Annotated in this window: 15 protein-coding genes and 1 pseudogene; 10 read left to right on the top strand and 6 right to left on the bottom strand. The window is 42.2% G+C overall.

The features are described from left to right. The first annotated feature begins 1133 nt into the window (after positions 1 to 1133). A complete protein-coding gene (locus EGC80_RS13345) occupies positions 1134 to 3014 on the top strand; it encodes a methyl-accepting chemotaxis protein (protein WP_124014262.1) in 1881 nt (626 codons plus the stop codon). A gap of 480 nt (positions 3015 to 3494) precedes the next feature. Here EGC80_RS13345 and EGC80_RS13340 read toward each other — a convergent pair whose 3' ends face one another. The 3 genes and pseudogenes from EGC80_RS13340 to EGC80_RS13330 all read right to left on the bottom strand — a co-directional run bounded on the left by EGC80_RS13340 (position 3495) and on the right by EGC80_RS13330 (position 7412). After that, positions 3495 to 4379 (bottom strand): DMT family transporter, encoded by an 885-nt coding sequence (locus tag EGC80_RS13340; RefSeq protein WP_233768502.1) that lies wholly within the window; start codon positions 4377 to 4379, stop codon positions 3495 to 3497. Between the two features lie 369 nt (positions 4380 to 4748). Continuing rightward, a pseudogene (locus EGC80_RS13335) lies at positions 4749 to 5634 on the bottom strand (IS1595 family transposase). A 71-nt stretch (positions 5635 to 5705) separates the two neighbouring features. Further along, complete coding sequence (locus EGC80_RS13330; RefSeq protein WP_124014186.1) at positions 5706 to 7412, bottom strand: AMP-binding protein; 1707 nt, start codon at positions 7410 to 7412, stop codon at positions 5706 to 5708. 539 nt (positions 7413 to 7951) lie between these two features. Here EGC80_RS13330 and EGC80_RS13325 point away from each other — a divergent pair. The 3 genes from EGC80_RS13325 (at position 7952) to EGC80_RS13315 (ending at position 9815) form a co-directional block, all read left to right on the top strand. After that, complete coding sequence (locus tag EGC80_RS13325) at positions 7952 to 9157, top strand: MFS transporter (protein WP_124014187.1); 1206 nt, start codon at positions 7952 to 7954, stop codon at positions 9155 to 9157. Then, entirely contained in the window at positions 9129 to 9329 is a 201-nt protein-coding gene (locus tag EGC80_RS13320) for a hypothetical protein (protein ID WP_124014188.1), read from the top strand. Before EGC80_RS13325 ends, EGC80_RS13320 begins: the two co-directional genes overlap by 29 nt. Before the next feature lie 309 nt (positions 9330 to 9638). Beyond that, complete coding sequence (locus EGC80_RS13315; protein ID WP_124014189.1) at positions 9639 to 9815, top strand: DUF6435 family protein; 177 nt, start codon at positions 9639 to 9641, stop codon at positions 9813 to 9815. 53 nt (positions 9816 to 9868) lie between these two features. On the opposite strand, the gene EGC80_RS13310 is transcribed toward EGC80_RS13315, so the two are convergent. Then, on the bottom strand, positions 9869 to 10333 hold the full coding sequence (locus EGC80_RS13310) for a lysozyme inhibitor LprI family protein (RefSeq protein ID WP_124014190.1): 465 nt from the start codon (positions 10331 to 10333) through the stop codon (positions 9869 to 9871). A 320-nt stretch (positions 10334 to 10653) separates the two neighbouring features. Between EGC80_RS13310 and EGC80_RS13305 the strand changes: the two genes are divergently transcribed. Beyond that, positions 10654 to 10983 (top strand): hypothetical protein, encoded by a 330-nt coding sequence (locus tag EGC80_RS13305; RefSeq protein ID WP_101030374.1) that lies wholly within the window; start codon positions 10654 to 10656, stop codon positions 10981 to 10983. Positions 10984 to 10995: 12 nt separating this feature from the next. On the opposite strand, the gene msrQ is transcribed toward EGC80_RS13305, so the two are convergent. After that, entirely contained in the window at positions 10996 to 11601 is a 606-nt protein-coding gene (gene msrQ / locus EGC80_RS13300) for a protein-methionine-sulfoxide reductase heme-binding subunit MsrQ (RefSeq protein WP_124014191.1), read from the bottom strand. Then, positions 11601 to 12638, bottom strand: coding sequence for a protein-methionine-sulfoxide reductase catalytic subunit MsrP (gene msrP / locus EGC80_RS13295; protein ID WP_124014192.1), 1038 nt, complete (start codon positions 12636 to 12638; stop codon positions 11601 to 11603). The genes msrQ and msrP overlap by 1 nt, the downstream gene beginning before the upstream one ends. A 355-nt stretch (positions 12639 to 12993) precedes the next feature. On the opposite strand from msrP, the gene rmuC reads away from it, so the two are divergent. The 5 genes from rmuC (at position 12994) to EGC80_RS13270 (ending at position 20925) form a co-directional block, all read left to right on the top strand. After that, positions 12994 to 14490, top strand: a complete 1497-nt coding sequence (gene rmuC, locus EGC80_RS13290) for a DNA recombination protein RmuC (protein WP_124014193.1) — start codon at positions 12994 to 12996, stop codon at positions 14488 to 14490. A 141-nt stretch (positions 14491 to 14631) separates the two neighbouring features. After that, on the top strand, positions 14632 to 16560 hold the full coding sequence (locus EGC80_RS13285) for a transglycosylase SLT domain-containing protein (protein WP_124014194.1): 1929 nt from the start codon (positions 14632 to 14634) through the stop codon (positions 16558 to 16560). Positions 16561 to 16832: 272 nt separating this feature from the next. Next, a complete protein-coding gene (locus tag EGC80_RS13280; RefSeq protein WP_124014195.1) occupies positions 16833 to 17744 on the top strand; it encodes an AAA family ATPase in 912 nt (303 codons plus the stop codon). Between the two features lie 14 nt (positions 17745 to 17758). Beyond that, positions 17759 to 18877: a DUF58 domain-containing protein gene (locus EGC80_RS13275; protein WP_124014196.1), complete on the top strand. Its 1119-nt coding sequence runs from the start codon at positions 17759 to 17761 to the stop codon at positions 18875 to 18877. Continuing rightward, positions 18874 to 20925, top strand: coding sequence for a transglutaminase TgpA family protein (locus EGC80_RS13270; RefSeq protein WP_124014197.1), 2052 nt, complete (start codon positions 18874 to 18876; stop codon positions 20923 to 20925). Before EGC80_RS13275 ends, EGC80_RS13270 begins: the two co-directional genes overlap by 4 nt. Positions 20926 to 21002 lie beyond the last annotated feature (77 nt).

The following is a 21002-nucleotide window of genomic DNA, read 5'->3' as shown; positions in this document are numbered from 1 at the left end:
AACACCCTATACACTATCTGCTCGCCGCACAGTAAGCCCCCCCTTAAATAGTCACATCATTCAAACTCCAGTCCCACTATATTAATCCAATTCTGAGCATAATATATTGGATAGATTCTCTGAACTACCTAGTTTCATTGTTCATATTAAGCTAATTAACAGATACAGAACAAATACCCAGCTCAAACGAGACAAACCAGAATTAATTTCATAACACTATAATAATAAAAATATATTTTGTATGTTGAAGATAATATTTAACATAGCCAGCCACACCTAATGACTAAATGTTAGCCATTCAACTACGCTTTATTTACCATTTCAAAATAGTATTTTAAGATGGGTGTCCATGTTATTTTTATTTTATTAAGAACATCAAGAATTGACATCCATATCGTTAAATTTAGATTATATTTTTGTACTTAAAAAAGAGGGTTTTTATTTGTGTTACACACAAAAATACCAGCTAATATTATTATTCGGATACAGAAAAACATCGTGTTTAGTTTATATTAAAAAAGTATTATATAAACATTAAAGATATCCAGAATTGAATGACTAATTTAGCGAATAAATAAATTTACTTTATGGGGTTTCATACGGTTTATTATCTTTATTTTACCTATCTATTCTCATTTAACGTTGTTTCATAGACTCCTTCCTTGTTACACACTATCGAGCAGGGCGACCGCATGAGTGCTTAATAATTCACCTATGTGATGAAGGTGGACTCGATTGCATTAATCCGCGCTTGTTTTCAGCTTAACGGCCGTACAATTATTGAATGTTTATCGGACAATTTGTGAGTGAAAAACGTTCATGCGGTTGCCCTGCACTATCGAGTGGGTTGACGCCAAATGGATCAGACCAATTATTTTGCTTAGGCTCTAAAAAGTGACTATTTTATAGACCACTGTATATTGATTTATTTGGAATTAATTCCATAAGTGGATATAGGTTACACATACACACCCTGTTGCTGAAGACTTCAAAAGTCTGGCGCAAATAAATTGCTAATTATAAACATTATTTGTACCTTATCTTCAATTAAAAATCACGTTTTTCTGATCACGTCTGTAATGATTAGCTGAAACATCTCTGATTGTTTATTTTACATTATGGGCTGAATATTTATGTTGTTGAAATACAAAATAACGGGGCTATTTACCTCGTTATCTTTTTTTATGGTGTTGCTGGTATCCATCGTTGCTTATCAAAACTTTGCAGAATTCAGCCAGGTCAGTTACCAAGACAAGGTTGAAACACAATCTAAACTGGTGGCTCAGGCATTAGATGAAAAATTAATGCGATTTTTCGATGTGATCGATTCCGCTGCATTCTTTTTCGATGAAAATGGCGAACTTGATCTGGAACGAGCAAACCTCACCGTTGAGGAAATAGCCAAGACGATTAGTGGTGAAGCGGGGATCTATTTAGGCTTGAAAGGTGGCACCCTGATTAGTGACGGTGAGGTTGTCGCTAATTTCAATGCAATCACGGCCAAGCGTGAGTGGTTCATAAATATTTTTGCAGGTGAGCGCTACGTCGTCAGCACATCCTTTGTCGATGTCACCAAGAACGTCGAAGTATTTGGCCTTTCAGTGCCTATTATGCACCAGGGGGAAATTTCTGGGGTGGTGTTAATCAATGTCCCGGTTAAGTTATTTAGTGATTTTGTTGCATCTCTTACCAGTAACAATCAGATGTTCGTTTACCGCAGCGATGGCTACATAGTATCGAGTGAGGTAAAAGACAATATTGGCAAGAACATATTCGAATTACGCCCGCAATACAAGGTAATATCTGACTCAAACAAGTCGATGACGTACACGGCTCCGGGTTTGGGCGATTACTTTGTCACAAGTCATAAAATGAAAGTCCGTAATTGGACTGTGGCTAGCTATGAATCGATGAAAGTCATAGAAGCTGCTAGTTTTAATAATCTATATGATACTCTTATTTTGATTATAATCTCCCTGATTGTACTCATGGCCGTTATTTACCAGATGGTTATTCGCCTTATTTACAAACCTATTGGCGGGGAACCACTTGAAATATCAAACATGGTTAAGCAAGTAGCAGAGGGAGATTTGAGTATGAATTTATCCTCTTCCGGGCAGGAGGATGGTATTTATGGCAATGTGATCGCCATGGCACAGAATCTTAGGGCCATTGTCGCCAATATTAATAACACAACAAATGATCTTAATCGCTCTTCTGCTTCGCTTTCATCGTCTGCCGAAACGATGAGTGATGGCTCGAAGGCACAAACAGTCCAGCTTGAGCAGACTTCGACCGCGATGAACGAAATGACCTCCACCGTCGATGAAGTAGCACGAAGTGCACTGCAAGCGGCAGAGTCGGCCCAGGGCGCTAGCGAATATTCTGAGGTTGGAATGAAAGTGGTCGAGGATATGAATGCTAATATCCGTTTACTGGTCAATGAGATGAACGGTGTCACCCATGTCATCGAAAACGTTGAGGCAGAAACGGTCAATATTGGTAGCATTCTCGATGTGATTAAAGGCATTGCCGATCAGACTAATCTTTTGGCTCTAAATGCTGCCATTGAAGCGGCACGTGCTGGTGAACAAGGTCGCGGATTCGCGGTAGTCGCAGATGAAGTTCGAAACCTTGCAAGCCGAACACAAGATAGCGCCAATGAGATCACTATGATGATTGAAAAGCTTCAAACAGAGGCTAAAAAAGCGGTAGATCAAATGGGCAAGAGTACGCTGCTCGCTCGACAAACGTCGACCAAGACAGAGGAAGCAAACCTATCCCTGACACAAATCACCACTTCTGTTTCTGTTATTCTTAATATGAATGACCAGATCGCCACAGCATCAGAGCAGCAGACTCAGGTCGCCGCGGAAATTAACCAGAGTGTGCTGGAGATCAATGATTCGGCAAAAGAAACCAATAAGCACGCCGATAGCACTACCGAACTTGCAAATGAGCTGGGCGGAATGGCGAATACTCTAAATGGTATTGTGAGCAAATTTAAGCTTTAAGGCAGACTTAAGTATTCCTCAATATCATCGAAAGATCATTACTTTTGGTGATATTGAGGGCTATGACATGCTGCCAATATAAGCGTTCACCGAGATTGACTTGACACCATTTTGATGATCAACAAAGCGTTAGCATTTAACTATTGAACGATGCTTTTTCGGCCACTTCTGGTGTACATAAAAAATAATTTACATAAGTACCGTCGACACTTTCACATATCAGCGAAGCTAACCTGCTCATTCAAGCGCTTTGGGCTGAACCTCGTCAGTAGGAAGACCGATTGGCGACGAGTGCCAGACCCCATCAACATCAATTCGCGCAATCACTCAAACTAAGGTCTCAATTTATCGTATCAATTGGCGCATTTTAAATTACTGCATTTTGACACTAATGGTCATTAGGTATTTATCAACACATTTATCTAACGCAGAGTTAGGCTGGGTGGCATGTTATTTGTAAAGTAAATCAACTCACTCTACTCATGCGCTATTCTTTATCAAACTTGCTGTGACTGTTTTACGCGTTTGGATTAGGGTATATCCGCCGCTTAATACCACCAGCAAGCTTCCAAGTAGGGTAGCTAAATCTGGGGACTCTCCAAATATAAATATCCCCAAGCCTAAGGCAAATAATAAACGGGTATAACGAAAAGGAGAAATAACCGATACATCGCCAGCGCGCATAGCGATGGTGAGGGCATTATAAGCCATCACCCCAAACACGATGGCACCGATAATTTGTGCTGCGGCAGTTGAACCGAGTTGTAATGGCTCGTGTTGGTATAGCTGTATCGCAATGCCCGCAGGGATTAACACAAAAAATCCATACACCCCAAGTTGCATATTAGACAATACCGGCGAAGCTGCACGGGTTGCTAAATCGCGGCCAGCAAAACCTAAGGTCGCCACCACCGCAAATAAAGACGTTACTTCAAAGCCATCAAGGCCTGGGCGAATAATCATCAACACGCCACAAAAACCAACCATTACGGCAATCCAGCGTTTAAAGCCAACCTGTTCACCAAACAATAAGGCTGCACCTATCATTGCGATCAACGGTGTGGCTTGCAAAATAGCTGATGCACTCGATAAAGGCGTTAGCGTGATAGCCAATGCAAAACAGAATCGGCCAACGACTTCGCACGCCGCACGGATCAATATTGGCTTAGACATCAGTGCTGGATGTAAAATTGTTTGACCTTTACGCCAAGTCAGCAGCATAAAAACCAACATTCCACCGAAACCAAATAACGCTAAAATCAAACCAATAGAAGTGGTTTCGGCTGCCGATTTAATCAGCATGTCTTCAATAGAAAATGCTGCCATCGCGGCAACCATAAAAAGACTACCTTTAGTATTATTCAAAATAACTCCAACAATGGGTAGATTGTATTCAGCTGAAAAAGTGTTGGCGCTACCGTTCTGAGCCATTACACAAAATAAGTTGCCAATGGTATCACTCACCATGAGCTATCGAGAAAACATCATTTATTTACAACTGTGTTTAATTCAAACTCAAACTCAAACTTTTTGTCGAAAGTCAGGCTGTGTCAATTAGATCAATGTTATGACGGTTATGTCTAAGCCAATTAATGCTGTACTCGTCCGCCGCGTGAAGTATCTACTTCACTTCCAAATAGATTGCCCTTCAATATAAAAGCCCAGTGCGATAACTCAACACTGGGCTTAAATGATTACACGCAAAACATTAATTTACATGCCTATGCACTTGGCTCAGTAAGAATGTATTGGCGTGTGAATGATTGCCAAATTTAACAATCTGTTAGGTATTTCTCTTTCCATTTGTCTACGATTGAACCGATAACAGAACTCGCTCAGGTATTCTTGTAGGTACTTTCCTGAAACACCATGGAATGTCCCAAGTAAAAATGCTTTTAAGTTACCAATGGCAATATGAACCCAAGGCAGCCATTCATCAACAAGCTCACTGGGGGTAACCCTCGCTTCATGTTGTTGAGTCTTATCTATAATGTTCAACGCAGGTAAGCCGTCTGTATGCACTTTTTGCTGTCTCGTTAAGTGTTTGGCAACGAACTTTTCAACACTATCATGGCAAACGCTATTCACAGCCTGCATAGCAATAAATCCAGCTCTTTTTCCTTTGCTTTCAACGGCAACTAAAACAGGTGTTTTACCTCCTGCTCCACGTCCACGCTTGCCCTTGCTTTTGCCACCCACTAACGAATCATCAATTTCAATGACCCCTGACAGTCTATATAAGCTGTCTCTATGGCCCATAGCTGTTCTCAGCTTACTTAATATCAAACGTGCCGTTCGCCAATTAACTTCAATGTGCTTACTCAGTCTTAATGCTGAAATACTGCCCTTATCTGAGCCTAAAAAGTAGATAGCCCAAAACCACTTAGTGATAGGAATACGGCTACCGTGGAATAATGTGTCTGCTGTGACCGATGTTTGTTTATGACATTGACTGCATTCATATAAATTGCGGGTTGTAAGCTCATAGGCATGCTCACAAGAGCATCTAGGGCAAACAAAACCATTAGGCCATCTCATTTTCTTAATGTGATTTAAGCAATCAGTTTCAGAGCTGAATTGACGTTGCCATTCAAAAAAAACTCGTTTCAGGCATTTTCATAGCAGATCTCACTTCTAGTCTTGATTTATACTATAAGAATAGGCCAAAACTGAGTCAGATGCATAGGCATGTTAATTTATCGCTTTATGTAACTCCTCGTACATTAACTCACGCATTTTAAATTTCTGAATTTTGCCAGTGACGGTCATGGGGTATTGGTCGACAAACTTGATGTAGCGCGGCACTTTAAAATAGGCGAATTTTTCAGTTAGAAAATGACGAATATCGTCTTCGGTAATGTCGGCATTGGCGCGAACTTTAATCCAGGCGCACACCTCCTCACCATATTTGTCACTTTGCACGCCAAATACTGCCGCGTCTTGCACGTCCTTATGGCTGTAGAGCTCTTCTTCAATTTCTCGTGGGTAAATATTCTCGCCGCCGCGGATGATCATGTCTTTAATACGACCCACAATTTGCACATAACCCAGCTCGTCCATTTGACCGATATCGCCCGAATGTAACCAACCAGCACTGTCGATGGTTGCAGCGGTTTTAGCGGGGTCATTCCAATAACCTTGCATAATGCAGTAGCCTCGACTGCACACTTCACCGGGTTGACCAATAGCAACCACGTCGCCAAATTCATTGATAATTTTCACTGCGGTGTGTGGCAATGCTCGGCCAACGGTGAGCACTTGTTTTTCGATGGGAGAATCTATTTCAGTAATGTGGTTTAACGGGCTGCATTCGGTTTGTCCGTAACCAATCAGCACCTCTTTCATGTACATCAGTTCTTGTACTCGTCGCATGACTTCTTCGGGGCAAGTGGCGCCAGCCATAATGCCAGTGCGCAGTGAGCTAAGGTCAAACTGGTTAAATTGTGGATGTTCTAACTCTGCAATAAACATGGTCGGCACGCCATGTAATGCGGTGCAGCGCTCTTGTGCCACTATTTGCAAGGTGGTTAGTGGATCAAAAGACTCACTTGGGTACACAGCCGCTGAAGCGTAAATAATAGAAGATAAGCTGCCTAATACCATACCAAAACAATGATATAGCGGCACAGGAATACACAATTTATCGACAGGAGTAAGCTTCATTGCCTCCGCCACTAAATAGGCATTATTTAAAATATTATGATGCGATAGCGTCGCGCCTTTAGGGCTACCCGTGGTGCCAGAAGTAAATTGAATATTAATCGAATCATGGCTGTTGAGTGTATCAGCAATAGTGGCTAACGCTTGTTGGTCATCGGCGTTAACATCAACCAGCAAATCGTTAAAGTTAAGCATGCCTGGTGTCTTGTCAATCCCCATGCGGATCACAAACTCAAGTTCGGGTAATGCGCGAGCAGATAAGTGACCTAGATTGCTGCTTAATTCTGGCACTAGCTCATTCAACATTTGCAGGTAATTACTGGACTTAAATTTATCGGCACAAATCACTGCGCGACAGCCAACATTATTCAGGGAGTATTCTAACTCTTCGGGGCGATAAGCTGGGTTAATGCACACCATAATTGCACCAATTTTAGCGGTAGCAAATTGGGTTAAACACCACTCAATATTATTGGGTGACCAGATCCCTACTCTATCCCCGGGCTGAATACCTAGTTTCAATAAGCCTGTGGCAAGTGCATCAATCTTTGCTTGATACTGGCGATAGTTCCAGCGGATATCTTGATGATGAACGACGACGGCAAGATTATCTGGATAGGTGTTAGCAATATCATCAAAATATTGGCCAATGGTGTTATCAATCAGCGTAGTTGAAGTGGCACCATGATATTCACTTAACGTTAGTGGAAATGTTGCTTGATTTGGCGGGATAAACATTGAAGCCTCCATGGCATTTATTATTATAATGAATATTATGATTAGTCTTATTCAAACTAACCAATACATGGGGTCACTCACAAGTAAAAAACGGCGGTAATTAGACTAAAGATTGATGCCGACGGAAGGGATTTGTTACACTGTAGAACGTGAATATTTCAATAATCCATTTTAAACAGCATTAACCGCTTTAATTAACTACATGATTACATTACAGCCACTGATTAGATCAAAAAAATCACAAAAAAACAATCATAACCATCTGTTTAAATGAATAATTAATTTATAAAACGTTTGATTAAATATCGAATAAACGCCCATACTTTTTCACCTTACCGTCGATAATCTAAAACAATCAATCGCGACATTACTATTATTGCGATGATGTTTAGCTCGATTCGGACACTTTTTGTGTGACAGATAAAGCTTCTTGTTTGTCTGCAACATTCAAGCCCAAATGGTGCTTGTCTCTATCGCCATGTACTCAGTAGTGAAGTCGTACTTATCACTATTTATCTCTTATCACTAACAGGATTTTTATGGCATCGGCGGCAACGTTACCAAGTCAACTTAATACTCGCGCCATTTTGCTGGTATTAGCCTTAGGCACATTTATATTGGGATTATCGGAGTTTTCGATGATGCCAATGCTGCCCTTAATCAGCGAAACATTTTCCTCAACACCGTCACAGAGCGGTTATGCCATTAGTGCTTACGCGATAGGGGTTGTTGTCGGGGCGCCGATTTTAATGCTGACGACGGCCAACATGAAAAAACGCCATGCCTTGGTTATTTTTCTAACATTAATGTTTATCGCCAATGGCTTAAGTGCAATGGCAACCTCACTTGAGCAGCTGATTGTGTTTCGTTTTTTAAGTGGCCTGCCCCATGGCGCTTACTTTGGCGCGGCCATATTATTAGCCGCCGATATTGCCCCACAAGATAAACGCGCCAGCTATATATCCAAAGTGTTTATGGGCTTAACCATAGCCACTATCGTCGGGGTGCCAATTGTCACTTTAGTTGGGCAAAATTTAAGCTGGCGCTATTGCTTGGCGGGTGCATCAGCTCTGGCCTTAGTTGCACTGGCGTGCGTGTATGTAGTGATCCCTAAAATAGAAAACAGCCAGCCGTCAAATTTAATCAATGAATTTGGCGTGTTGAAAAATAAATTGGTCTGGTCAATTCTAGGTATTGTGATTATTGGCTTTGGCGGCGTATTTTGTATTTACACTTATATTGCCGACACCATTTTAGTGGTCACCCAAACGCCGGCATACACAATTTCAATCGCGATGGTGATGTTTGGTATTGGTTGTACATTGGGTAACTATGTATTAGGCAAAGCGGCCGATCGTGCGGCTTTATACACCACAGGCATAGCCTTAATTTGTATGATTATATTTTCGCTTGCCTACGTCGGTGCCAGCCATAACATTTGGCTATTGTATGCGGTGATTTTCTTTATTGGCTGCAGTTTAGGCTTAGCCACCTTAATTCAAACCTTACTGATGGATGTATCACCAAACGGCCACGCCATGATAGGTGCCTTGGTGCAGTGTTCATTTAACATCGCCAATGCCATCGGCCCTTGGGTAGGCGGCATGGTTATCGCACAAGGTGCATTACCCAACGAGACGGGTTATGTTGCGGCGGTGCTATTTACTGGCGGCTTCATAATGTGGCTGTTAAGTTATCTGCAAATGAGCAAGAAAAATGCCCAATTGCAGCAATGCCCTGCTTAATCACCTTATTGCTGACATTGTAGATCACAGTGTAGATGACATTGTAGATCACAGTGTAGATGACCTTGTAGATGACATTATAGATGACCTTGTAGATGACATTATCTACTTCATTGGCGATAACATTGTAGATGAAAATGTCATCGCCGACATGCTGAATGGGCCAATATAATCCCATTAGAAAATGATTTACCTTGGCGGCTGAAGACTCACGCCAAGGTAGAATAATACAACAAGGAGAAAGCTTACATTAGCCAATATAAGCAGTTAAAAAGTGTTTTGAAAAGTGTTGCGTTCATAATGCATGTCATCAGTCTACATCTCCCACAGCTTGGCTAATTATGGGGAATTTATTGACCGAACAAACAGCAAACCATCTTTGCATAAATAGCAAAATCCAGTAGAAAACCGTTAATTATAATGGGCTATAACCTCAGTTACTTCGTATCTGATGCTATTAGCCATCACAAAGAGCCAAACAATGTTTTCATTTTTAAAGCCAGATCCAGTCAAAAAATTACGTAAAAGCTATGATTCAATACTGGAGCAAGCCATGCAAGCACAGCGTAAAGGCGATATAAAGACCTATTCTCTGCTAACCGCAGAATCGGAACAGATTTGGGCTAAAATAGTCACACTAGAGGCTGCAAGTAAATAATCGTCACAGTTATTATCTGAATTCGGGAGCCATTACCCACTTATTGGAGATCATTATTTTGGCTCGGGTAATATAGGCTCACTGGAGTCCATATACGTTAAATAATGTTGCCAAATATTATGAGTGCGCTGCACAGTAAGTTGCAGCATACATCCATGGTACATTGCACCTCTTATAGTCCCATCTCGCCATAACTCATAGATAGCATGACAATAAGACTCTCGATATGGCAGCCAGTCTCGTTGAGACAGATGTAGTGCTTCAAGCGCCTTTGGATAATCATGACATTGCTCATTGGCTTTAGCCATATACTTGTCCAATATTACTTGTGCATCATCGGCTTGCTGCCTAGCACAGTCATTAATTTCAAGGGTGTTAATCGGATTACTACAGTCAACCGCTACTTCATGGCCTGTTTCTTGATGCACACTTGCTTGATAGTCAGTTTCTTGCGCCCAACCCCCGCCACTTAACACCATAGTGCAACCCAGTAATACTAGGATGATATATTGTTTCATTGATAATACTCCTTACAGTCTTTCAACCTATGTCATATCAAACTTAGCATTTTTTTACTCACAAGGTACATTGACGCGTCAATAGCGTGCCGCTTGCAAATCAACGCAGATAGCAGGACAAAGAGCGGTTTGATGGTCCTTTATTACCCCGAGCAGAGGTAATTAAGTGATCTGTGAACCACAATCAAGAATAGCCATTCATTTAACGTTATGCTGCACAGGTCAACGTCAGCTGTTGCGCTAGTGATTTTCTTAATGATTGCGCGAGTTGTTACGTTAATAATTACATTTGTTATTACGCGTTATTGAGGAGAATTGGCATGTGGTGGCGAGTAACCATTATCAGCTTGGCTTACCTATTATTGGGCGCCCATTTTTTACGCTTTGATCAGCATATATTGGCCATTATCGCCATAAGTTTGCCCTTGTTGATGTTTATTAAACATTCATTTGTATACACATTACTCAAGATAGGCTTACTGATCAGCGTGATATTTGTGTGGGCAGTAACCACGTTCAATTTCATCGATATGCGCATTGCACTCGAACAGCCTTGGTTAAGATTGGCCATAATCATGGTATCAGTCATGATATTTACGGTGTTTGCGGCATTTTCAACCAACGGCCTCAATCAAAAATTGCGCCGTTAGTAATAACGTAGGTTATTTATTCGGTTTCAACCATTTATAAATACTGTCTTTGCGGTAAACCAATAGCGCGGCAAATAAAACAATATAGATGCTGGGTTCAATAATCTCTGACTTTACCGACCAATAAAAATGGATCGGTGCCAATATGGCAGCCAGATAAACCCAATTGTGCAATGACTGCCAGCGCTTTCCCAAACGTCGTTTGATAGCATTAGGCGAGGTTAACGCCAGTGATACAATAATAATTAATGTTGCTGCGCCGACTAAGATATAAGGCCGCTTGATCACCTCCTCAAACAATAATCCCCACGCAAACAGCAAATCTAAGCTAATAAAAGCACTAATATGCAATAGTGCGTAAGCACACACATACAAGCCCACCAAACGGCGAGTTTGCATTAGCGCCGCTATCTTAAAACGTTTGGCGATGGGTGAAATCAATAACGTGGCTAATAAACTATTAATCGCGCCCATACCGGTATAATGAATAATATACTGCACCGGATCGCCACCCGCATTGTCAGTTAACACTAATGTCACCAGATAAAAGGCGGGCAATAAAAAGCTAATATGCAATAACACCTTTAACCAAAACAGTCCTCGAGGACTTATGCGCATTAGTAAAACTTCCTCAGATCGATATTTTTATATAAATCGGCCACTGAATCAGCATAACCATTGAACATTTGGGTCGGAATACGCTTAGCAGAGAATAAGCCGCCTTCTCCGATGCTGCGCTCAGAGGCTTGCGACCAACGAGGATGATCCACCTCTGGGTTTACATTAGCGTAAAAACCATACTCACTTGAGGCCAATTGATTCCAGCTTGTCGGAGGTTGTTTATCCATCACCCGAATACGCACAATAGACTTGATACTTTTAAAACCATATTTCCAAGGCACGACTAAGCGGATTGGAGCACCATTTTGTGGCGGCAACGTTTTACCGTACAAGCCTACCGCTAAAAACGATAAATCATTCATCGCTTCGGCAACCGTTAAGCCTTCAACATACGGATAATGGATCCCGCCCCCCATTAAGCGACTCTTTTGCCCTGGCATTTGCTCAGGATCAAACAAGGTCTCAAAAGCGATATGAGTTGCATTACTTTGCACGCCGGCTTGTTTGAGTAAACTGGCTAACGAAAAACCCACCCAAGGGACTACCATAGACCACGCTTCAACACAGCGTAGGCGATAAGTGCGTTCTTCCAGAGCAAAACGTGTCGTCAGTTCATTTAAATCTAAGGTGATGGGTTTATCGACCAAGCCGTCAATGGTTAACGTCCAAGGATCAACCTTAAAACCTTGGGCATTGTCATAAGGATCCGACTTACTATTACCAAATTCATAGAAATTATTATGACGAGTGATTTTATCTTCTGGTGTTTTAGGACTTGGCAATACAAACTTTGCCGGTGTTGCGTATTGTAGGCCTTGAGTAGTAAAGGGATTTTTGGCTTGTTGTTCACCAAATAGATCAAAAATACCCGCCTGAACTTGCCCCGGCAAACTGGCCCCTAACGCCCCTAAACCTAAGGCTTTAACGATATTACGGCGATCATTAAATACCGATTCAGGTGTAACTTGATTATCGGCAAGATGCCAAGGAGCCCGTTTAAGTATGCCTTTAGTAAAGCGTTTATTACCCGCCATAAATCACCTCTTATAAATGTTTGTCGACAGCCTATCGAGACCAAAATCTGCTCTTCATCTCTCAATAGACAGGTTACATTGGTTTTTTATTTCAACGTATTGCTGTTTTTAATTCAACGTACTGATCTTGTTAATTCAACATACTATTAAAAACCGCCAAAAGCAGATTTGGTCATAATTTGTCAGTAAAATAGCACAATAACCGCCGCCATAATGACAGTTGATACGAACTCAAGTTACAGGTAGATTTAAATTTAATCATTAACAACAATATTTCATCCAATCCTTGTTTTGCCCCTTGCAGGCGTTTATTAGCCGTGCGACCCTTAACCATTATCTTCTATCGGTTATTGTTATGCCTTTTGCAGTGTCGTTAACTCCCCCTCAAATTGCAGCTCTGATTGCTGTCGCGTTCCTTGCCTTTTTAATTGGCGCCCTCATCAATCAACGATTAACTCGTAAACGATGGGAGCAGCTAAAACTTCAACATGAACAACAAACACTTCAACAACTTAATGAAGTGCATATTGAGATGTCGAGGTTACAAGATAAACTCGATGATAAAATCGATCACAGTAATCATCTGCAACATAAGATAGAAGAACTGATTGCTCAGCTGTCTCGCGCAGAAACCAAAGCCGATCGGGTTAATGTCGTCGAGCAACAAATGGTCGATAGCCAGCATCGTTTAATGGAATCCCAACTCAATTTAGCCAAGTCGAACGCTGTGCAACAAACCATTTTGGTCAAAGCAGAAACAGAGCAAAAGTCATTACAAGATAAAATTGTTCTACTCGAGTCAGCAGAAGAGCGCCTTAAACTGCAATTTGAAAACCTGGCCAATCGAATTTTTGAAGAGCGCAGTGAAAGCTTTAAACAACAAAATGTCTCACAAATAGACGGCGTAATCGGGCCGTTAAAGCAGCAATTAGAAGGCTTCAGACGTCAAATTCAAGAGTCATATACTCATGAACAATCTGAACGTAGCGCGTTAAAACATCAATTAGATAATTTACGTGATCTTAATTTAAAAATGAGCCAAGACGCCATTAACCTGACTAATGCACTTAAAGGTGACAACAAGCAGCAAGGTAATTGGGGCGAAGTCATTTTAGATCGCGTATTACAAGAAAGTGGTTTGCGCGAAGGCCATGAGTACCAAACACAACAAGATTTAAAAGACGACAATGGTAAGCGCTTTAAACCCGATGTTATCGTGCATTTACCCGAGCAAAAAGACGTGGTGATCGATGCAAAAATGTCGCTAGTCAGCTATGAACGTTACTTTAATAGCGAAGATAAAGACATTCGAGATCAAGCCATAAAAGAACACGCACTGTCGATTAGGCAGCACATTAAAGGCCTAAGCCAAAAAGATTATCATAAGCTGCACGGCCTCAAGAGTTTGGACTATGTGCTTATGTTTATCCCAATTGAGCCCGCCTTTTTACTGGCCATTGAATACGATCCAAGCTTAGTCAATTTCGCGCTTGAACAAAATATTATGCTCGTCAGTCCTACCAATTTACTGGTGGCCTTACGCACTATCAATAATATATGGCGTTATGAATATCAAAATCAAAATGCACAAAATATTGCCAAGCAAGCAAGCCGCATTTATGACAAATTATGTGGTTATCTTGAAGATATGGAAAAGCTCGGTCGCGCCTTAGATACGGCAGATAAAAGCTATCAAAGTGCCATGGCAAAATTATCGTCAGGCAAAGGCAATGTCATTAGACAAGCGCATCAGATGCAGCAATTTGGAGTCGACACCAGCAAACAGTTAGACAAACAATTGCTTAACCGTGCACTAGATGAGTCAGCCGAAACCCATCAACAAAATATTTAACGGCTAGCAGGAGTAATTATTAATCTTTATTTAATCAACAAGCCTAATAGTGACAAAACACGTACAACAAACTCTTAACGCAAACACTTATCACAAACACTCAGTAGCAAATGAAATACTGAGGCGGAGATTCACATTTAAATGCGTAACACTTGGGCAAACACTTTTATTACTGGCGCATTATTACTCTGTACATCATTGGCCTTTTTCGGCCAAGCTCATGCATTGACATCGCAACAGCAAAACTATCTCGATGCTCGTCAAGCACTGGATAACAATCAACTCGACAAGTATCAAGCATTACGTCAAAAATTAGCCGATTATCCGTTAACGGTTTACCTCGATTACCACGCTAATATCGATAGCATAGTGCGATCTTCTGGGCAAACGGCACTGAATTCAATTAACCAATTTGATACCACCCCGTTATACAATAACGCCCGTTATCGATACCTGCTCCATGCGGGGAACAAACAACATTGGCAAGACTTTCTGGTGATATCCCCAGACACGCCTAATGATGTACGTCTACAGTGTTATTATTACCAAGCACAACTTGATGCAGGTAATAACACTATGGCATACAAGGGGATAGAACGTTTATGGGTTCATGGTTACTCACGTCCAAAAGAATGTGATGCCGTGATTAACCAATGGACTAAAGCGGGCTACCGCACACAAGAACTCCTCTGGGCCCGTATGCTGCTGAGTTTTAATGCAGGGCAATCTAGTTTGCTGAGTTATTTATCGCAAAAAGTCACCCAACATGATGACGAAGCCAAGTTATTATTGTCTGTTTATCGCGATCCCAATCGTTTGCGTCATATGAAAAAATTTGCCAGTTCTAAACCGATCATAGGTGATATTGTCGATGCCGGATTGCGTAAACTGGCACTCAAAGATTTACATCAAGCGATTAAATTATATGTTAAATACCAAAAAACCAATCGTTTCACCGACGTTGAAGGGCGCCAACTTAATCGCTATTTAGTCCGCCGAGCATTAATTAAGCAAGATGAAAAACTGGTGTCACACATTGATACCATGCTGCCCTTAATTAAATCTGATGACCTATACGAAATTCGCTTACGTTGGGCCATTGGTGAGCAAGACTTTACTACCGTAGAGAAGTATTTAGCCTTGCTGAGCGATCAAGGTAAAGCCGATCCGCGCTGGCAATATTGGCAAGCTAAGATGACCTCTCGCCACGACAAAACAGCGGCGATAAAATTACAGTCAAGCTTAAGTGGCCAACGTAATTTTTACGGTTTTAATGCCGCTGAAGCCTTAGGTAAACCTCTGGCGATGAATGATGATAATTTGGCACCCAACCCCGAGTTGCAAGCCAGGTTACACCAAGACCCAGGGCTTGCTCGCGTGATTGAATTAATGGCCTTAGATAAACAGATTGATGCCCGTAACGAATGGCTCTATTTAATGCGCCGCCACAACAGCGAAATGAAGGCACAATATGGCCTATTGGCCTTAAATAACGGCTGGCATGCTTTTAGTGTCGAATCGAGCATTCAAGGGCAATTATGGAATTCATTAGCCTTACGTTTTCCTAAAGCCGCCAATGATGAATTTGTCAAAGCCAGTAAAAAGTTCACGGTAAACATTGACGAGATCCGGGCGATTTCTCGTCGAGAAAGTGCATTCTATCCTTATGCGACTTCAGGTGTGGGTGCCAGGGGGTTAATGCAATTAATGCCCGCCACCGCCAAGCAAACCGCTACAAAGAACAAAATACGATTTAATGGCATAAAAGACCTGTACGACCCTAAAGTGAACATTATGTTGGGCAGTGCGTATTACAGTGAATTACTTAAACAGTTTGATCAAAATAGGGTGCTCGCAACGGCAGCTTATAATGCCGGTCCCGGGAGTGTTCGACGCTGGTTAAAAGTCTCTAAAGGAAGCTTAGATGTGATGAGCTTTATTGAAACAATTCCATACACTGAAACCCGTGAATATGTGCAAGCGGTGCTCAGTTACAGAATGATTTTTCAACACAAAGATAATCCAAGTTTGGGGATGTTTAGCTCAAAAGAGTTCAGCCATCGTTATTAATAATGACCAGTTTACTCGTCGTTAGTAATAATAGCCGCCACAACGTGGCGGCTATTATTACTTAACACAAGTCGCAGGGGTAACGTATGATCACCATTCTCTGCTGACTCAATAATTGTTGATAATCATTTGCGATTTAACCCATTACGCTTATGCTGATCCGGTAACGACAAACCATAACGCTAAGCGATAACGACAAACCATCACTAGATACAGTAATCGATAATCAATAATCAACCGATAATGGTTCATGACTAAAAGTTGGAGTTTTCGTGTCGCAATCAAATATCCAAACATTACTCAATCAACTGAGCCAAGTTTTGCTAGGTAAACCTGAGCAAATCAAACTTGCCGTCGCTTGTATCCTCGCCAAAGGTCACTTACTGATTGAAGATTTACCTGGCATGGGTAAAACCAGTTTATCCCAAGGCATTGCCAGCAGTTTAGGCATGAGTTATCAGCGGATCCAATTTACCAGTGATATGTTACCTGCTGATATTCTTGGAGTATCCATCTACAGTAAAGAGCAACAACAGTTTATATTTCACAAAGGCCCGGTGTTTAATCGAATGTTACTGGCTGATGAAATTAACCGCGCTAGCCCTAAAACCCAAAGTGCTTTACTCGAAGCCATGGCAGAACAACAAATTACCATTGATGGGATCACCCACCCACTAAGCTCACCGTTTTTTGTTATTGCGACCCAAAATCCGGTTGATCAAGCGGGTACTTTCCCTTTACCCGAGTCGCAACTTGACCGGTTTATGATGCGGATCTCCATCGGCTATCCCAGCGCCGAAGCCGAGTTAGCCATGTTAAAGTCGCACACCCAAGCCAGTAAACCGGCATCATTATCACAATGTTTAACCCCGCAAGAGCTGATGCTGTTGCAACAACAAGTGGCCCAAGTGTCAGCTTCTGATGCGGTACTTAATTATTTAATTGCCTTGGTGGATTTTTCTCGTCAACACAATACCGCCAACGGTTTATCGCCACGAGCCAGTATTGCCCTATTACAAGCAGCCAAAGCATGGGCCTTTATTCATCAGCGCCAGTACGTGGTACCCGAAGATATTCAGGCGGTATTTGCCTCGGTTGCCGAACATCGCATTCGCAGCAGTAGTCAATTTCAAGGCCAAGCTTTGTCTGACACCATACTCGCCAGCGTCAACCCCATACGTTAACGGTACTGGCTCTCATGGCTAAATCGACAACAGCAAAAAAGCATGCTTCACCACATGATGCTAGTGGCGCGTTCAAGCCATCTCGATTAAGTCGCCTAACACCCTCATGGTTGACACAACGCTGGTCAAGATGGATAAGTAAACGTCTGCCACCGCAAAAACAAGTTACCCTCAGCCATAAAGGCATTTTTATCTTACCCAGTGGTTTTGGTCTGTTTTGGCTTGGATTGATCGTCTTACTGTATTTATTTGGCACCAATTATCAAAACAACTTAGTGATTGGCTTAAGCTTATTACTCGCCAGTGTGTTCCATACCTGCATTATTTACAGTTACAAAAATTTAGCAGGATTAACCTTCAAGGCCGTCACGCCGCCACATGCCTACGCTGATGACAGTATGCCATTCCCGATCATGTTAACCGGCCATACTCGACAAGATAATCCCGATACCACCCACCAGCAGATTTGCTTGCAATTTAGCCATCAGCGCCATGCTCGCGTGAAGAGAATGCAAGAACAAACCATTGCAACCGTAGTGTTTGAACACACCAAACGCGGTCGATTAAATCCGGGACGGATCAAAGTCTCATCGTACTTCCCGTTAGGATTATGCCGCGCCTGGTCCTATGTCGACTTAGACATTCATCATGTTATTTTCGCCAAACCAGAAGTGTGTGATATCAAACTGGCAAGCCACATCAGCGACAATGACACACAATATGAACACGGCAAATTGCATCCAGGCGTTGACGACTACAAAGGCTTACGCAGCTATATTCCAGGCGAATCACTCAAACAAGTCGCGTGGAAACAATGGGCTCAAGACAAAGGGATGTTAACCAAAGAATTTGCTGAACCTGAAGGGCTACCTGTGTGGTTAACATTAGCCAATACGTCGGGGAATAACATTGAACACAAGCTCAGTAAATTAGCATGGCAAGTCGATAAGCTAAGCCAATCCCAACAAATATTTGGCTTAATACTGGATGAACATATCATCAACCAGCAAACAGGCGAAGCACACCGAGTGGCCTGCCAAACAGCCATTGGGACTTATCATTTACCCGCGAATATGAATCCAGATTTTAGTCCAAGTCATGTGACAAACTCGTCAGTAGGTGAGCCATTATGACCGATAACTTTGATACTATTATTAGTCGTAATACCTTATTTTGGTTATTAATCACCAATGTCGCCATCCTCAGTCCCTTGCATGAACAAGCTACGTTATGGAGTCTTGGCATTTGTGCCATTTGTTTTATTTGGCGAGTCGGGATTTTTCTCGGTAAAGTGGCCGCACCACCCAAAATACTGGTGACCTCCTTAGCTATTGGCGCCGCCATTACCCTCGCATTGGTGTCCAGTGAAATAGGGTTACTCAATGCGCTGGTTAACTTATTAATCCTAGGTTATGCGTTAAAATACATTGAAATGCGGGAACTCCGAGACGTTAAAGCCATTGTCTTAGTGGGCTATTTTCTAATCGCGCTGACCTTGCTTGATCAGCAAAGCATGCTTAATACCTTGCACTTGTTGGCGGTAACAGTACTCAATACCGGGGTGTTAATCAGTGTTTACCAAGATAAGTCGAATAAAGCCGCCAACCTCAGTTTTAGCCTTAAATTGGTGCTGCAGAGTTTGCCATTAGCCATCTTACTATTTGTGGTATTTCCACGATTAAGCCCACTGTGGTTAGTACCGAACATGAAAGCCGCCACAACGGGTTTATCCGATGAAGTATCCTTTGGTGACATTAGCAAGTTAACCCGCTCTGCTGAATTAGCTTTTCGAGCCGGTTTTGAAAACCCAGACGGCAGTACCTTAGGTCCGGCCAATAAAGATCTCTACTGGCGCACCTTGGTGATGGAAAATTATGATGGCAAAACCTGGCGCCAAGACCCCAGTATTCAGCAGGTACAGCATCAGGCCTATTTTCAACAGCCCGAACGTCAAGCACCTAGCGCTAATGATATGAGTAGGAAAATTAACTACGTGGTCATTAGCGAACCCAGTCATCAAAAATGGTTGTATGGTTTAGATGAAGCGTTTAGCCAAAATGATCTCGTGGTTGAATTAGCGGATTATCGTTTGTTTTCATTAAGACCTGTCGATCAACGTATGAGCTATCGGGTGACGTCATATCCAGATCTCATTATGGACCCCAAACTCGACCGCAATACCAAACTGATAAACCTCACGTTGCCGTCCAATAGCAACCCGAAAACGCGCAAACTCGGCTTACAATTTGCCAAAGATTATCCCGACCCACAGGCGCGCATCAATGCCATGATGAATTACTTTTCCGTGCAAGCCTATTACTACACGTTAAGTCCACCCAGTGTCGGTGGGCAGCAAATAGATGATTTTATGTTTGAAAACCGGGCCGGATTTTGTGCCCATTACGCCTCTGCAATGGTATTTATGGCGCGTGCCAGTGGTATTCCAACCAGGATGGTAACGGGTTATCAAGGCGGCGAGTACAATGCTAAAGCGGGTTACTATAGCGTTTATCAATACATGGCCCATGCTTGGACCGAAGTCTGGTTTGAAGGCCTAGGTTGGCAACGCTTTGATCCTACCGCGATGATCGCACCGCAACGGATACTCGATGGTTTTGATGCCACTTTTGACAGCCAAAGCAGCTACTTACAAGACAGTCCTTTTAGTTCTCTGCACATGAAGCAATACCCATGGTTAAACGAGTTGCGTCAACAGCTTGCCAGTGTCGATTATTATTGGAGCGTGTGGGTGCTAGGCTTTGACGAACAACGAAAACAGCAAGTGTTAGCAAGATTATTGGGTGATGTGAGTAGCAGTAAAATCGCTTTATTGATGATTTTCAGCTTTATGATCATCGCGCTGATGATTGCTTACTACGCGGGGTTATTCAATGTTGACCGCCAACAAGACCCGCTTAATAAACGTTATCAGATCATTTGTCAGCGCTTAGCTCAAAAAGGCATCGCCCGCCAACAAGGCCAAGCCTCGTCTGATTACGCCGCAGCGGTTAACGCACATTTAAGCGCCCTATCACCTCAGATAGCCTCTGACTTTACTGCCTTGAGCAATGCCTTTGTGGCACTTAAATACCAACCGCTCACGGTGCAACAAGCACAGCAACGGCAGCAACAATTTAAGCAGTTATACCGTCGATTACGGCTGCGACTTCTGCGCCGCTGATGTTGGGCACAACATCAGCAATCATTCTGATTATTAACGGTTTTGATTGATGAATTCAGACAGAGTCCATAGAATGA

Origin of the sequence: Shewanella psychromarinicola (genome assembly GCF_003855155.1) — a bacterium.
Taxonomy (GTDB): Bacteria; Pseudomonadota; Gammaproteobacteria; order Enterobacterales; family Shewanellaceae; genus Shewanella; species Shewanella psychromarinicola.
Note: the sequence above shows the minus strand (reverse complement) of the source record. Positions and strands in the feature narration are given on the sequence as shown.

Excerpts from the sequence above, each read along its gene's own strand:
- EGC80_RS13345 (WP_124014262.1), top strand. The coding sequence starts at position 1,134 with ATGTTGTTGAAATACAAAATAACGGGGCTATTTACCTCGTTATCTTTT.
- EGC80_RS13330 (WP_124014186.1), bottom strand. The coding sequence starts at position 7,412 with ATGTTTATCCCGCCAAATCAAGCAACATTTCCACTAACGTTAAGTGAA.
- EGC80_RS13325 (WP_124014187.1), top strand. The coding sequence starts at position 7,952 with ATGGCATCGGCGGCAACGTTACCAAGTCAACTTAATACTCGCGCCATT.
- EGC80_RS13320 (WP_124014188.1), top strand. The coding sequence starts at position 9,129 with ATGCCCAATTGCAGCAATGCCCTGCTTAATCACCTTATTGCTGACATT.
- EGC80_RS13315 (WP_124014189.1), top strand. The coding sequence starts at position 9,639 with ATGTTTTCATTTTTAAAGCCAGATCCAGTCAAAAAATTACGTAAAAGC.
- EGC80_RS13310 (WP_124014190.1), bottom strand. The coding sequence starts at position 10,333 with ATGAAACAATATATCATCCTAGTATTACTGGGTTGCACTATGGTGTTA.
- EGC80_RS13305 (WP_101030374.1), top strand. The coding sequence starts at position 10,654 with ATGTGGTGGCGAGTAACCATTATCAGCTTGGCTTACCTATTATTGGGC.
- msrQ (WP_124014191.1), bottom strand. The coding sequence starts at position 11,601 with ATGCGCATAAGTCCTCGAGGACTGTTTTGGTTAAAGGTGTTATTGCAT.
- msrP (WP_124014192.1), bottom strand. The coding sequence starts at position 12,638 with ATGGCGGGTAATAAACGCTTTACTAAAGGCATACTTAAACGGGCTCCT.
- rmuC (WP_124014193.1), top strand. The coding sequence starts at position 12,994 with ATGCCTTTTGCAGTGTCGTTAACTCCCCCTCAAATTGCAGCTCTGATT.
- EGC80_RS13285 (WP_124014194.1), top strand. The coding sequence starts at position 14,632 with ATGCGTAACACTTGGGCAAACACTTTTATTACTGGCGCATTATTACTC.
- EGC80_RS13275 (WP_124014196.1), top strand. The coding sequence starts at position 17,759 with ATGGCTAAATCGACAACAGCAAAAAAGCATGCTTCACCACATGATGCT.
- EGC80_RS13270 (WP_124014197.1), top strand. The coding sequence starts at position 18,874 with ATGACCGATAACTTTGATACTATTATTAGTCGTAATACCTTATTTTGG.